Source organism: Mesorhizobium sp. NFR06 (assembly GCF_900115245.1).
In the GTDB taxonomy this organism is placed as follows: Bacteria; Pseudomonadota; Alphaproteobacteria; order Rhizobiales; family Rhizobiaceae; genus Mesorhizobium.
This window is the reverse complement of record NZ_FOVT01000003.1, coordinates 299,320-313,510: the sequence shown is the minus strand read 5'-3', so window position 1 is coordinate 313,510 and position 14,191 is coordinate 299,320. Positions and strand designations below refer to the sequence as shown.

Sequence of the window (14,191 nt, the reverse complement as noted above, 5' to 3'; positions counted from 1 at the left end):
CAAGGCGTGGGGGAAAGATAGGCGCTTCGCATCGCCCGCCCGGGCGGATTTTCAGACTGAGCGATAGGAGCGTCAGTCGCTGCGGCGGAAGTTGCGGATGCGGTCGAACAGCACCGCCAGGATGATCGCGCCGCCGATGAACGTGCCTTGCCAGAAGGCGTTGATGCCGAGCAGGCCGAGGCTGTTGCGGATCACCTCGATCAGCGCGGCGCCGACGATGGCGCCGAGCGCGGTGCCGACGCCGCCGGCGAGATTGGCGCCGCCGATGACGGTGGCGGCGATGACCTGCAGCTCCATGCCGGTGCCGAGATTGGTGGTGACGGCGCCGAGCCAGCCGGTCTGGATGATGCCAGCAAGCCCCGCGGAAAGTGCGGAGATCATGTAGACGGCGACCTTGATCTGCTTGACGGGAACGCCGGTCAGCGTCGCCGCGTGCTCATTGCCGCCGATGGCGAAGATGTGGCGACCGAACTTGGTCCAGCGCAGGGTGAAGCCCGTGATCAGCGCCAGGACGATCATGTAGAGCACCGGATTGGCGATGCCGAACAGCCAGGCGCCGCCGCCCAGCGACAGAAGCTTCTGGTGGTCCGGCCCGAACTGGAAGACCACGGTGTTGTTGGAAGCGACCATGGCGAGGCTGCGCGCGACCGAGAGCACGCCGAGCGTCACCACGAAAGGCGGGAAGCCGAGATAGGCGATCAGCACGCCATTGAACGCGCCGACGGCAAGCGCGGTCGCGATCGATGCCAGAATGCCGATTTCGATCGAATAGCCGGCATGCATTGTGACCGCCAATATCATCGAGCAAAGGCACAGCACCGAGCCGACCGAGAGGTCGATGCCGCCGGTGATGATGACGAAGGTCATGCCGAGCGCGATGATGGCGACGAAGGTGACGTTACGGGTGATGTTGAAGATGTTCTTCGACGTGGCGAAGGAATCGGTGGCGAAAGACAGGAACAGGCAGGCGAGGATGACCGCGATCACCACCCAGAAGGTCTGGTTGGAAAAGAGCCGCGACAGGAAGGTGTGCTGCTTCTGCGCGATCGTCTGGTCAAGGGTGACTGCCATTATCGACCTTTCCTGAAAGGCGTGGGCGCCGAGGCTCCGCGCCATCATGCCACCTGTTCGATGGCGCCGGTGATCAGCCCGGTGACTTCCTCGGGCGAGCTCGACGCGATCTTCTTGTCTGCCACTTTCCGGCCGCGGCGCATCACGATGACCCGATCGGCGACGTCGAACACGTCGGGCATGCGGTGGCTTATCAGCACCACCGCGATGCCCTGGTCGCGCAGATGGCGGATCAAGTTGAGCACTTCGGCGACCTGCCTGACCGAAATTGCCGCCGTCGGCTCGTCCATCAGCACGATCTTGGCCTGCGACAGCATGGTGCGGGCAATCGCCACCGCCTGGCGCTGGCCGCCCGACATCTGCTTGACGAGGTCGCGCGGCCGCGTCTCGGATTTCAACTCGGCAAAGAGCTGGCCGGCGCGCTTGTACATCGCGCCATAGTCGAGAATGCGAAACGGACCGAAGCCGCGGCGCAGCTCGCGGCCGAGATAGACGTTTGCCGCGGCCGTCAAATTGTTGCAGAGCGCGAGGTCCTGGTGGACGATCTCGATGCCATGCTGGCGCGCATCCGCCGGCTTGTGCAGGACAAGCTCGCTGCCGTCCAACCGCATGGTGCCGTGGCTCGGGTGGAAATTGCCGGCGATCATCTTCACCAGCGTCGACTTGCCGGCGCCGTTGTCGCCCATCAGGCCGACGACCTCGCCGGCCTCCAGCGAAAACGAGACATCGTTGACTGCCTGAATGGCGCCGAAATGCTTCGAGATATTGGCGAGTTCGAGAACCGGCACCAGTTTTAAGCCTCCCCATTCATCGGCGCGGCTGTCCGTCAACCTCGCCGGCGCCGCTTGCGTCTCGCCCGTCCATTTCCTCCCGAACGCGCGATCCATGCATTTAGGCAAATGCAGACGAGGCGTCAATCAATTGTCAGACGATTAATTTCGAGACTCGACAAAAAATCCGTTTTGTAGGACAAATAAGAATTGACGCTGGCGAGAAGCCGATATTAGCTAAGCCTCGGAGGAAGAATTTGCTCCGCGCCCGGCTATCCGGCGGAGGGCGGGCAAATGATTTGATGATCAAGGATCCGGCTGCGCCAGTATGGGGCAAACGGATCGGCAAATGCTTATCAGCCCGGCCAGGACGCGAACATTACGAGATGCTCGTCATGGCTCTTGTGCATCCGGTCTGATCGGTGTGGCGGGCACGCGGTGTCCGTCTGTTTTCAAGGGAGGACTGATATGAGGAAAACACTTTTGCTTGCCGCCGTCGCCGCCATGGCGTTGGGCGCCGGGCCGGCTTTGGCCAAGAAACAGCTCGTCATTGTGGTGAAAGGTCTCGACAACCCGTTCTTCGAAGCCATCCATCAGGGCTGCGAGAAGTGGAACAAGGAAAACGCCAGCTCGGAATACGAATGCTTCTACACCGGCCCGGCATCGACCTCGGACGAAGCCGGCGAAGCGCAGATCGTGCAGGACATGCTGAGCAAGCCCGACACGGCGGCGATGGCGATCTCGCCCTCGAACGCGCCGCTGATCGCGCAGACGATCAAGAGCGCCAACCCGTCGATCCCGATCATGACCGTCGACGCCGACCTTGCCAAGGAAGACGCAGCCCTTCGCAAGACCTATCTCGGCACCGACAACTACCTGATGGGCAAGAAAATCGGCGAATACATCAAGAAGGCCAAGCCGAATGGCGGCACGATCTGCACCATCGAGGGCAATCCGGCCGCCGACAACATCCTGCGCCGCGCGCAAGGCATGCGCGACGCGCTGTCGGGCAAGGAAGGCCTCGCGGCGCTCGCCGGCGAAGGCGGCTGGACCGAAGCTCCCGGGTGCCCGGTGTTCACCAATGACGACGGCGCCAAGGGCGTGCAGGCGATGACCGACATCCTCGCCGCCAATCCGAAGCTCGACGCCTTCGGCATCATGGGCGGCTGGCCGTTGTTCGGCGCCCCGCAGCCCTATCGCGACCTGTTCAAGCCTATGGCCGACAAGATCGGAAAGAACGAGTTCGTCATCGGCGCCGCTGACACGATCGGCGACGAGGTGGCGATCGCCAAGGAGGGCCTGGTGACCGCGCTCGTCGGCCAGCGGCCGTTCGAGATGGGCTACAAGGCGCCTTCGGTGATGCTCGACCTCATCGGCGGCAAGAAGGTCGACGATCCGGTCTTCACCGGCCTCGATGAATGCACCAAGGAAACGGCCGACACCTGCATCCAGAAATAGGCGTCGGCTGCGTTCAGAAGCAACGTGAAAAGGGGCGCCGCGAGGCGCCCCTAATTCTTTTGGCGCCGGCTTCCGCGATCGAACAGCGGCAGTGCGCCTCCCGCTCTCAAATCTTCTGCTTCACGCCGTCCTTCGAAGGCATCAGGTCGACGCCGTTGAGCTTGCCGATATGGGTGGCAAGCATCGGCACATACTGCTCGGCGGGACCGGTGGCGAAAGCGGTCGCAAAGGAATTCTTGGTGGCGTTGCCCAGCGGGTTGGCGATGCCGGCGGCACCGGCCATCGATTCCAGATAGGTCAGGTCCTTGAAGGCATTGGCGATGGTGAACTTATGCGCGTCGCGGTCGCCCTCCAGCGTCCAGCGCATGAAGGTCTGGTAGAAGCCGCAATCCATGCGGCCGTTGCGGATGACGCTGTCGAAGCGCGGCGGCGAGATGCCGACCTTTTCGGCCAGGGCCAGCGCTTCCGAATAGATCGCGGCATAGCCTAGCGAGATGAAGTTGTTGAGGAGCTTCATGCGGTGGCCGTCGCCGGTGTCGCCGATGTGGACGATGCGGCCGGCCCAGGTCTCGATCACCGGCCTCAGCCTGGCGAACACCGCGTCCGGCGCGCCGACCATCGCGTCGAGCGTGCCTTCCCAGGCCTCCTTCGGAGTGCGGCTGAGAGGTGAATCGACATAGTCGACGCCAAGCGCCTTGAGTTCGGCGGCCAAAGCCACGGTCGAGACCGGATCGGATGTCGAGCAATCGACGACGACCGAACCTTTCTTCAGACCCTCCTTCAGCCCGCCGGGGCCGCGAATGATCGCCTCCACCTCGCGCGAGCCGGTGACGCAGATGAAGACGATGTCGGACGCTGCCGCCACCTCCTTGGACGTGGCAGCTTCCTTGGCGCCGCGGCCCAACAGGTCGTCCGCTGGCTTGCGGTTCCGGCGGCCTAGGAAGGTCAGCGGATAGCCTTTCTCGACGATGTTCTTCGCGATGCCGTGCCCCATCAGGCCGAGGCCGATGAAACCTATGTTTTCGCGGGCAGCGGTGGTGGTCATGTCGTCAATTCCTGTCTTTCGTGGCGATGGGCGCCGGCGCAGCGAGCAAGGTTCCCGCGGATCGCGCTAGCGAGCGATTGCGGAATACCATATTGTCTGACAATACACATAATTGCCGAGAATTGTGGAGAGCAAAATGACGAAACGGATCATGTTCACCGGCGGCAGCGGCAAGGCCGGCCGGCACGTCGTTCAGTATCTGGTCGAGCATGGCTGCCAGGTGCTCAACATCGACACCAAGCCGCTCGACAATCCGAAGGTGCGCACCCTGATCACCGATATCACCGACAGCGGGCAGGTGTTCAACGCCCTGTCGAGCTATATGGGCCTGCATGAGTTCGACCCGTCCCTGCGGGCGCAGCCGGTCGACGCCGTGGTGCATTTCGCGGCGATCCCGCGCATTATGATCACGCCCGACAACGAAGTGTTCCGCATCAATGCGATGGGCACCTACAATGTCATCGAGGCGGCGGTGAAGCTCGGCATCCGCAAGGTCGTCATCGCCTCGTCGGAGACGACCTACGGCTTGGTTTTCGCCAACGAGCCGCGCAATCCCACGCATTTTCCGCTCGACGAGGATTATGACGTCGACCCAATGGACAGCTACGCGCTGTCGAAGATCGTCAACGAGAAGACCGCGCGCGCTTTCGCGCTGCGCAGCGGCTTCGATATCTATGCGCTGCGCATCGGCAACGTCATCGAACCCCACGAATACTCGCTGTTCCCGAAATGGTTCGCCGATCCCGGCTTCCGCAAGCGCATCGCCTGGAGCTACATCGACGCGCGCGATCTCGGCCAAATCACCTTGCGGGCCATCGAGAAGGATGGTTTGGGCTACCAGGTGTTCAACGCGGCCAACGACGATACCTCATCGGATCTGCCGACGGCGGAGCTCTTGAAACGCTTTTATCCGGGCGTGCCGGTCAAGGCCGAGCTTGGCGAATATGAGACGCTGCTTTCGAACCGCAAGGCGCGCGACGTGCTCGGCTTCCGGCCGCAGCACAGCTGGCGCAAATACGTCAAAACGGCGTGAAGGTGACGCAAAATGCCGGTTGAGCTGTGCACATCCTCGCGCGTTGCGGCAAAGCGGGCCTGCCGTGCTTGACAGCTTCTGAAAACGGGACTTTCTGGACCATATGCGGGACGCGAAGCCGAACAACGAAAAAAGACCGACAAAAACGGCGGACGCGGAGCGTCCGGCAGGCATTCGCCGGGCCAATGCGCCACGCATGCCGGGCGCCAGCGTGCACACGTCCTTAGCCAGCGAGATCGGACTTCGGATCGTGCGCGGCGACTATCCGCCGGGCACCATCCTGCCCAACGAAGCAAAATGGTCGGAGACCTTCGATGTCAGCCGTTCCGCGGTGCGCGAGGCGATCAAGATGCTGATGGCAAAGAGTCTTCTGGCGTCGCGGCCGAAGATCGGCAGCTGGGTCGAACCGAAGGAACGCTGGAACCTTCTCGATCGCGACGTGCTGTCCTGGTATGCGACGTCGCCGGACCGCGAGGTGTTCCTGAAGACGGTACAGGAGTTCCGTCATATCATCGAGCCGGAGGCGACAGCCTTCGCGGCGATGCGGCGCACCGACGAGCAGATGGCCGAGATCAGCCAGGCCTGCCGCGAGATGGGCGAGGCCACCAACCTGCAGGAGCGCACCCGCGCCGACACCCGCTTCCACCTCGCCATCCTCAGGGCGTCTGGCAACGACCTGCTGGTGCCGCTGGGCGTGCTGATCGAATCCGCCTTCGATCACCTCTTCGCCTACACGACCCGCGAGCTGGACGATCTGCATCATGCCCAGAAGCTGCATGAAGCGATCGAACGGAACATCCGCCTGAAAAGGCCGGATGCGGCGCGCAACGCGGTCCGCAAGCTGCTGGCCAATACCGATGAAGTGATCCAGTCGCGCTAAGGCCCTTCAGGGACCGGCCAACCGCACCTCAGTCGTCGCAGCACTAATCCTGCTTCTCGCGACCGAAGGCAGCACGCAGCTCGTCCTTGGCTTTTTCCAGCACCTTCTTGCGCTTGTCGGGCAGGTTCTTGCCGGCGCGGTTGATATAGAAATTCAACATCGACATGGCGGATTGGAACGGCTCCGCCTTGCGGCGATGGCTGTGCTCGGCTGAACGCTTCAGCGATGCGGCGATCTTCTTGGCGTCGTCGGATTCAAAGACGTGCTCCTCGAGATCCAGCGCGTCGCTGTGCTCGGTCACTTCAGCCGACCATTTCTTTTTAGCGGTCATGGTGAAGCTCCTTTCATGGGCACAACTCGGGGCGGCAGGACCGGTTCCCGGTCACTGGAGCCACGGAATTGTGCGTCGTGGCGCTGCTCGGCTCAGGAAATGCGCCGATAGTGCGCCCAAACGCCCGATCTCGAAGAAATCGCGGACAGGAAACGCCGTGACGACAGTCCCAGGAAACGCGGCAAACGGCGCCGGCATCGACAGCTTCTATGCATGGATGCGGCTCGGCATTTCCTTGCTGCTGGCGACGATCGGCGGCGCCGGCATGTGGGCTGTGGTCGTGGTTCTGCCCGCCGTGCAGGCCGAGTTCGGCATCGATCGGGCGGCAGCATCCGTGCCTTACACCGCGACCATGGTGGGCTTTGCCGCCGGCAATGTGCTGGTCGGGCGCGCCATCGATCGTATGGGTTATTGGATACCGGCACTCGCCTCCGCGGCGGCGCTGAGTGCGGGCTTTCTTCTCGCGTCGCTCACCACGTCGATCATCGGCTTCACCCTTGCCCAGGGGCTGCTGATCGGCCTCGGCACCTCGGCGATCTTCGGGCCGCTGATCGCGGATATTTCGCATTGGTTCAACCGCCGCCGCGGGGTCGCCGTGACGGCCGCCGCCTCCGGCAGCTATCTGGCCGGTGCGGTCTGGCCGATCGTGATTCCCTACATCATGGGAGGTGGAGGCTGGCGTTTCGTTTACGCGGCGATCGGTGTGTTCTGTCTTGTGACAATGGTGCCGCTGGTGCTGATGCTGCGGCGCGGCGCGCCGCGCGAGGCCGCCGGCTCGTCCGGCAGCCGGCCGGTTCAGCCGATCTCATTGTCGCCGTCAGCGCTGCAAATGTTGCTGGTCGTCGCCGGCTTCGGCTGCTGCATGGCAATGTCGATGCCGCAGGTGCATATCGTCGCCTATTGCATGGATCTCGGCTATGGCGTCGCGCGCGGCGCCGACATGCTGTCGATCATGCTGGCGGCGGGCGTCGTCAGCCGCATCGGGTCGGGTTTCCTCGCCGATCGCATCGGCGCGGTGAAGACGTTGCTCATCGGTTCGGCGCTGCAATGCGTGTCGCTGCTCTTCTATATCCCCTTCGACGGGCTCGCCTCGCTCTATGTCGTCTCGCTCATCTTCGGTCTCTCGCAAGGCGGCATCGTGCCCTGTTATGCGATCATCGTGCGCGACTACATGCCGGCCAGGGAAGCCGGCCAGCGCGTCGGCATCGTCTTGATGGCGACCATCTTCGGCATGGCGGTCGGCGGCTGGATGTCGGGCTGGATTTACGACCTCACAGGCTCCTACGCCGCTGCGTTCCTCAACGGCATCGCCTGGAACCTGGTCAATCTCTCCGCCGTCTTGGTCCTTATGTGGAAGGCAAGGCGAGGTGCGGAAGTACTGGCCTGATGTCCGCAAGTGTGCGGCGCAGCGTCGGGGGCGCGATCCACGCCGATGGGAATGCAAGGCTGAATGCTCAAGCGCGTCGAGTTTGGGCGGGCGTTACGCGGCGCGCCTCGACAAGCTTCAAGCAAATCAGAAGAAGTTGACGATATCTTCTTCAGCCACTGTTGAATTCCGATAAATTCCGTCGATTCCAGCTATTCCCGACAAACCATTTGCCCCGTTGGCACCCGGCGGTCGCTTTGAGGTAGAATTGCCGCCGTAGCAATACTTCGTCTGAGCACCATCTGGACCCGCTTCCGCGCCTTGACCTCCTTGCCCGCCGGTGCCCCCAGGGCCACCCCGTCCCGAATACGCGATCGCACCGGTCGGAAATATGGTTTCTTCAAGTCGGAAGACTTGCAGGCTGCCCGCATTGCCTCCCGCTCCGCCATTTCCACCCGTGCCCCCCTGCATGCCTGCAAAACCGCTTTCCTCCAGGTCGCGCCGACAGTCGAACGAAGGATCAGAGTCACCGATGCCAGCATCTGCGCCCACGGCCGCCGGCCCACCTGCACCCCCGTCTCCCCCATGTGCTCCATCGAGCTCTATTGCGAGAGAGCCGTCGAGTTGAATCACAACGGCAATCAGAACCGAGCTGGATGAGGCGCCGGCTTTTCCAGGCGTTCCGCTTGCGCCGACGCCGCTTGCCGGAACAGGTGCAGCAGCATCCTCGGTTGCATTGGAATCCAGACCTGCAATCGTTCCGCCCGCGGAAACAATATGGTTGCTCAGTAGAAACAAATCGCTATCGCCAACAACTATCTTCGAATCATGACGAAATTCAAGCTTGCAGAACCGTAAGAAGTTCGCTGTCACGCCAAGGTTTGACAAATGGATGGTTGCATGGTCCAAAATAATCCAGGGATACGAGGTGGCAAGAGTTCCGGAAATATCTTTTGCGCTCAGAGATCGGTCGAGACTAACGGATGCGGAAATCGGGAAGTCCCGCTGATCGCCGGTAATCGTCTGAGATGCGCTTTTGCAGGAAAGTCGCCGCATATCGCCGTAGCCATTGAACAGGGCGCGACCCCGGGACGTCGTGCCATTGGGATTCCTCTCGTCTATCGCAGCCATGCGGAAGGCATCGGCCGGCCGCCTGTCGTCTATGGCCATCCACGACGTTCCCACCGCGGCCGTCGACCCGAGTTCGAAGCGAGCACGCACATGCCCCTGCTCAGTGGCCGCCTCGATGGATCGGTCCTCGAATTGCCGCCTGGCGAGATTGCGCGCGGCGAGAAGGTCGAAACGGGGCAGCCGAAACCTATCGGATATGTCCTCGGCACCCTTGGCCGGGATTTCCCGATTGGCGAAATTGCCGGGCACGAAGGCGGCTTTTCGACCGGCGGAATCGTCGAAGCTCGTGAAGCTCGCGAGGATGAAGGCCGCGAAGAACCCGCAAAGCCGGAGCATGGCAAATCCCTTGACCGGTGTTACCGGGCGACCACATGAATTGCGATTTCAAGGTCCGTCAGAGAGCATGCAATCTGCCGAGACAGGACAAGAGAAAAATCGTCGCGTCAGAGGCCTTTTTCATCATATTACAAATCGCTAAAATACATCGAGGCTGGAGGGGCCGCAATGGTTCGCAGCAGGCTCCTGAACCTGGCCATCGCAATCGCAATCTGGTCTACCAGCGCAAGGAGAGGGGCTGTGTGGGGGGCGGCCGAATTCGTTCCGCGCTTTTTCGCGTGACGTCGCCCCCGAACACTGGATGCAGCAGGCTATTTACTTGGACAGGCTTTGGGCGGAATATTGCGGAGTGGGAGGAAGCACTCGGAAAATCCCCTGAATAATGCGCTCGAACGGCTTCCGCCCGTTGAATGCAAGGGAGGATAATCATGAGACGTACTTTCCCGCTCGCGGTATCAGCCGCGGCGTTGTTGCTCGGCGTGCCCTCCGCCTTCGCGCAGTCCGGCGGCGTCGAGAAAGCAGTCGGCGGCTACAACTTCGAGGAAGCCGCAAAGGAAGCCCCCACCACCAAGGATTTCCATTCGGCCGATGGTCACCTGACCTTCGCGATCGTGACCCACACGGCCGGCAACGGCTTCTTCGATCCGGTCTATGTCGGCGCGACTGCCGCCGGCAATCTGATCGGCGCCAAGATACTGCTGCTCGGCTCGGAATCTCCGACCGACGACCCGGCCCGCGAGATCGAAATCCTGAATCAGATCGTGCAGGACCCGACGATCGACGGGCTGATCATGACGACGCCCCAGGTCGGCGCCTATAACGACATCGTCAAGGCCGCCGAGGCGAAGGGCATACCGGTAGCAACGACCAATTCCTTCGATGCCACGATCCTCGACCGCAGCAGCATCAGCCACACTGGCCAGGACGCCTCCGCCGCGGCGATCGCCGGCGAGGCGCTCGTCAAGTGCCTGGCGGACAAGGGGATCGAGAAGGGCTCGATCGTCCTGCCGTCATCGACCGCAATGGGCAACATCGAGGTGAACAATCGCGTCACCTCGGCCTTCAACGCAATCGTCAAAGGCCTGAAGGCCGCCGGCAAGCTCGAGGCCTTCAAGGTCGACGCAGGTCCCGAGAACACCGGCATCGACACCAATCCGAACGATCCGGTGAACGGCATCGTGACGCTGTTCGAATCGCGCGGTGACGTCGTCGGAGCGTTCGCCGGTAACAACGTGTTCACGCCGGCGCTCGCCAAGGCCGTCGCCCAGACCGGAAAAACCGGGAAGATCTGCGCCTATGGGTTCGACCTCGGTCCGGCCCAGCAGGATGCGTTGAAGAGCGGCGACCTGACGGGCGCGCTCGGGCAGCAGCCCTTCTTGCAGGGCTTCTATCCGGTCATGCAGCTCTATCTGCAGATCGACCGCGGTATCGCGGCCGCCAATCTCGACACGCGCGCCCAACTCGTGACGTCGGAAACTGTGGCAAAGGTCGGCAAGCGCTTCGAGAATTGAACCAATGCATGTCGCCCAAAAGTGCGCAGCGGTTTTGGGAGAACGACATGCATGAAACAAGAACCCAAAGCGCGTCGCGTGACGCGACGCGCTTTAGGAGGCGATCCTGAACCCGTCGCGGGAGGGTGACATCCTCCCGCGCATCTTATCTTTCGGAACCCTGTTATCGGCCCTGTTATCGGTATGTCCGCCGCAGCTCTCGCCCGCCGCCTTCCATCCCAGCTAATCGGCGGCTGGGAAATGGGATTGCTTGTCTTGCTGGCGCTGATCTATCTCGGCGGCGCTGTCGTCAATCCGACCTTCTTCGGCTCGTCGGATGCGTTCCATGCGCTGCTTCGCGACACCTCGCGGGTGGCCATTATCGCCGTCGGAATGACGTTCGTCATCGTCAACAAGGATCTCGACCTGTCGGTCGGCTCCATCTACGGCCTGGTGGCCGTGGTTTTTGCCAGGCTGTTCGCGCCAAGCTTCGCCGATCTCGACATCGTCACGTCGGTGATCGTCTGCGTCCTTCTTGGCGCGCTGATCGGGCTTGTCAATGGCGTGCTCGTTACCATCCTCAAAGTGCCGGCGTTCATCGCCACCTTGACCACGCTGCTGATCGGCCGCGGCTTCGTGCTCGCGCTGACCCAAGGGCAGGCGATCTACTACCCAGCCAAAGCGAAGGAGACTCCGCTCTTCTTCCATCTCGGTGAGACGAACCTCTTCGGCTTCAACAACCAGATTGCGATCTTCGCGGTCGTTGCCGCAATCGGCGCCTACGTGCTCGCCAACACCCGCTGGGGCTACGAGACGTTCGCGACGGGCGGCAATGAGCAGGCTGCAGTCTATGCCGGCATACCGACCAACTGGGTGCGCATCCGCGCCTATCTGCTCTCGTCGCTCTGCGCCGCCGTCGCAGGCCTTCTGTCGGCCGCCCAGGACAAGGGCGTGACCCCGCTTTACGGCGTCAGCGGCGAACTGACCGTCATCGCCGCGGTGATCATCGGCGGCGCTTCCATTCTCGGCGGTCGCGGCCGCGTCGCCGGGTCCTGCCTCGGCGCCACGCTGGTCGTGCTGCTCGACAAGGTGCTGCGCGAGGGCTTGCCGATCACGCGCACCATCAAGATCGGCGAGGAGGAGGTGACGGTCAACGCCGTCTACTCCCTGCCGGTGGGCGCGGTTCCGGTCTTCCTAGGGCTGCTGCTCGTCATAGCCGTGCTGATTGAACCTTACCTCATCCGCCGCCAGGTCGCGGCGCGCCTCTGGGCATGGCTGCGCGGCAGGCCGCCGCCGCCGGCCTTCGAGATCGGCGGCGTCGCGCTCGAGGGCGTGGTGACCAAAGGCGCAATGGCGACGGACATCGCGCTGTCGGCGACCGGGTTCGGCAAGTTCCTCGCCCGGCGCGACGCGCTTGCCGTCATCCTGACCGTGGTGCTGTGGCTTACGGGTCTTTTCCTCAGACCGGATTATTGGTGGAACCTGTCCAACACTTTCGCGATCCTGCTCAACTATACCGAGTTGGCGCTAATCACGGTCGGGCTTACCTACGTCATCGCAGCCGGCGATATCGACCTCTCCGTCGGAGCCGTCCTGGCGCTCGCCGGCAGCGCGGCGGCCTATTTCCTGAAGGTCCTGGGCGCCGACCCCGTCACCGCTATCGCGATGGGCCTGCTTGCGGGAATGCTCGCCGGCCTCGTCAACGCCGTCGTCGCCGTCGGCTTGAAACTCCCGGCCTTCATCGCAACACTTGGCATGTTTTACATCGCCCGCGGCCTCGCGGCGTGGTTCGTCGCCGGCCAGCAGCTTACCGGCTGGCCGGAAGGCTACAATTTGCTCGGCCGCAAGGTGAACGACATCCTCCTTCATTTCGGCGTCGTGCTTCCGGACGGCATCCTCAAAACACTGGCCGAGGTGGTCAGCGTGCAGACGGTCTGGATGATCTTCGTCGCCCTGATTGCCGGCACCGTGCTCGCCTACACGCCGTTCGGGCAAAAGGTCTATGCAACCGGCGGCAACATCCGCGCCGCCGCCTATGCCGGCATCAACACCAACCGGGCGCGCTTCATCTCGCTCATGCTGGCGGCGTTCTGCGCGACGATGGCCGGGATTATCAACGTCGCCTATTTCCGAAGCTTCAACCCCGTTGCAGGCCAGTTCCGCGAACTCGACGCCATCGCGTCCGTGATCATCGGCGGCGGGTCGATCTTCGGCGGCTACGGCACCATGCTGGGTTCTCTGGCCGGTGCAGCCGTGATCACTCTCGTTCGGGCGCTCCTGCAGCTCAATGTCCAGGGCTTCAGCATGCCGCAGCATTGGATCAACGTCTTCATTGGCGTCATCCTCATTGCCGCGGTGCTGATCGACATCTGGGTGCGCCAGGCCAACATCTTCGGTCGCCTGCGAGCCCGCCTCGCGCGACGCGCACGAACCCGGGAAACCATTCATGCCTGATGCTGCGTTGCCTCAACCGATCGTGGAAATGCGAGGCATCGAAAAAGCCTTCGGCGCCGTTCAGGCGCTTCGGAAAGTCGATCTGGTGCTCTATCCCGGAGAGATCCTCGGGCTGGTCGGCGACAACTCGGCCGGCAAGTCGACGCTCATGAAGATCCTGACCGGCGCTTATCAGCGCGACGCCGGCGAAATCCTCGTCGCCGGCCAACCCGTGCACTTCAAGAGTCCGCATGAGAGCCGCGATGCCGGCATCGAGATGATCTACCAGGATTTCGCTCTTTGCGGAAACATGGATGTCGGCCAGAACATCTTTCTCGGCCGCTGGCCGCGCAAAGGCCTTTTTGTCAATCGCCGCAAGATGTACGCGGAAGCCGACAGCGTGCTGAAGCGGCTCAAGGTCGACGTGAACTCCGTTTTCCAGAAGGTCGAGAGCCTGTCGGGCGGCCGCCAGCAATCCGTGGCGATTGCCCGCGCGATTTCGTTCGAGCCACGCGTCGTGATCCTCGACGAACCGACCGCCAATCTCTCGGTGATGGCGACCGAGCGGCTCCTCGAGACCATGCTGGAACTGAAAAAGCAGGGCGTCGCCCAGATCATCATCTCGCATCGGCTGGTCGACATTTTCGCTGTAGGCGATCGTGTCATGGTGCTCAAGCGCGGCGAGAATGTCGGCGACCGTCACGTCAGGCACACCGACGAGCACGAGGTCCTTGAGATCATAGTCTCCGGCACGCGAGAGCAGGCGCTTACAGCCGATCAGGCTAGGGCGGTCTGACCGCCGAGGCGCTGGCCTGAGGGCCTGTCGCCTCCACCGAGGGGGAGCGGC

At 62.6% G+C, this 14,191-nt stretch carries 13 protein-coding genes; 8 read left to right on the top strand and 5 right to left on the bottom strand.

Translation table 11 applies throughout. From position 1 onward, the window contains the following. Positions 1-72 precede the first annotated feature (72 nt). Positions 73-1,071, bottom strand: a complete 999-nt coding sequence (locus F3H96_RS08190; RefSeq protein WP_149791436.1) for an ABC transporter permease — start codon at positions 1,069-1,071, stop codon at positions 73-75. Between the two features lie 44 nt (positions 1,072-1,115). Next, positions 1,116-1,859 carry an ATP-binding cassette domain-containing protein gene (locus F3H96_RS08185; protein WP_149791435.1) on the bottom strand — a complete coding sequence of 248 codons (744 nt, stop codon included), beginning with the start codon at positions 1,857-1,859 and terminating at the stop codon, positions 1,116-1,118. Positions 1,860-2,309: 450 nt separating this feature from the next. On the opposite strand from F3H96_RS08185, the gene F3H96_RS08180 reads away from it, so the two are divergent. Then, positions 2,310-3,299 carry a sugar-binding protein gene (locus tag F3H96_RS08180; RefSeq protein WP_149791434.1) on the top strand — a complete coding sequence of 330 codons (990 nt, stop codon included), beginning with the start codon at positions 2,310-2,312 and terminating at the stop codon, positions 3,297-3,299. Between the two features lie 106 nt (positions 3,300-3,405). On the opposite strand, the gene F3H96_RS08175 is transcribed toward F3H96_RS08180, so the two are convergent. Beyond that, positions 3,406-4,344, bottom strand: coding sequence for an NAD(P)-dependent oxidoreductase (locus tag F3H96_RS08175; RefSeq protein ID WP_149791433.1), 939 nt, complete (start codon positions 4,342-4,344; stop codon positions 3,406-3,408). Positions 4,345-4,480: 136 nt separating this feature from the next. On the opposite strand from F3H96_RS08175, the gene F3H96_RS08170 reads away from it, so the two are divergent. Further along, positions 4,481-5,377: an NAD(P)-dependent oxidoreductase gene (locus F3H96_RS08170; RefSeq protein ID WP_149791432.1), complete on the top strand. Its 897-nt coding sequence runs from the start codon at positions 4,481-4,483 to the stop codon at positions 5,375-5,377. Positions 5,378-5,480: 103 nt separating this feature from the next. Then, on the top strand, positions 5,481-6,257 hold the full coding sequence (locus F3H96_RS08165; RefSeq protein ID WP_149791431.1) for a FadR/GntR family transcriptional regulator: 777 nt from the start codon (positions 5,481-5,483) through the stop codon (positions 6,255-6,257). Between the two features lie 43 nt (positions 6,258-6,300). Here F3H96_RS08165 and F3H96_RS08160 read toward each other — a convergent pair whose 3' ends face one another. After that, the gene (locus F3H96_RS08160; protein ID WP_149791430.1) at positions 6,301-6,588 is read right to left on the bottom strand and encodes a DUF3175 domain-containing protein; all 288 of its coding nucleotides are present in this window, start codon (positions 6,586-6,588) and stop codon (positions 6,301-6,303) included. 217 nt (positions 6,589-6,805) lie between these two features. Here F3H96_RS08160 and F3H96_RS08155 point away from each other — a divergent pair, with 217 nt between their 5' ends. Next, positions 6,806-7,975: an MFS transporter gene (locus tag F3H96_RS08155; protein ID WP_149791563.1), complete on the top strand. Its 1,170-nt coding sequence runs from the start codon at positions 6,806-6,808 to the stop codon at positions 7,973-7,975. 126 nt (positions 7,976-8,101) lie between these two features. Here the strand turns inward: F3H96_RS08155 and F3H96_RS08150 are convergent, their stop codons facing one another. After that, positions 8,102-9,124, bottom strand: coding sequence for a hypothetical protein (locus F3H96_RS08150; RefSeq protein ID WP_149791429.1), 1,023 nt, complete (start codon positions 9,122-9,124; stop codon positions 8,102-8,104). A gap of 51 nt (positions 9,125-9,175) precedes the next feature. On the opposite strand from F3H96_RS08150, the gene F3H96_RS08145 reads away from it, so the two are divergent. The 4 genes from F3H96_RS08145 (at position 9,176) to F3H96_RS08130 (ending at position 14,140) form a co-directional block, all read left to right on the top strand. Continuing rightward, positions 9,176-9,460: a hypothetical protein gene (locus F3H96_RS08145; protein ID WP_149791428.1), complete on the top strand. Its 285-nt coding sequence runs from the start codon at positions 9,176-9,178 to the stop codon at positions 9,458-9,460. Positions 9,461-9,849: 389 nt separating this feature from the next. After that, positions 9,850-10,932, top strand: a complete 1,083-nt coding sequence (locus F3H96_RS08140; RefSeq protein WP_149791427.1) for a substrate-binding domain-containing protein — start codon at positions 9,850-9,852, stop codon at positions 10,930-10,932. A 183-nt stretch (positions 10,933-11,115) separates the two neighbouring features. Then, complete coding sequence (locus tag F3H96_RS08135; protein WP_149791426.1) at positions 11,116-13,365, top strand: ABC transporter permease; 2,250 nt, start codon at positions 11,116-11,118, stop codon at positions 13,363-13,365. Next, entirely contained in the window at positions 13,358-14,140 is a 783-nt protein-coding gene (locus F3H96_RS08130; protein ID WP_149791425.1) for an ATP-binding cassette domain-containing protein, read from the top strand. Before F3H96_RS08135 ends, F3H96_RS08130 begins: the two co-directional genes overlap by 8 nt. The last annotated feature ends 51 nt before the right edge of the window (positions 14,141-14,191 follow it).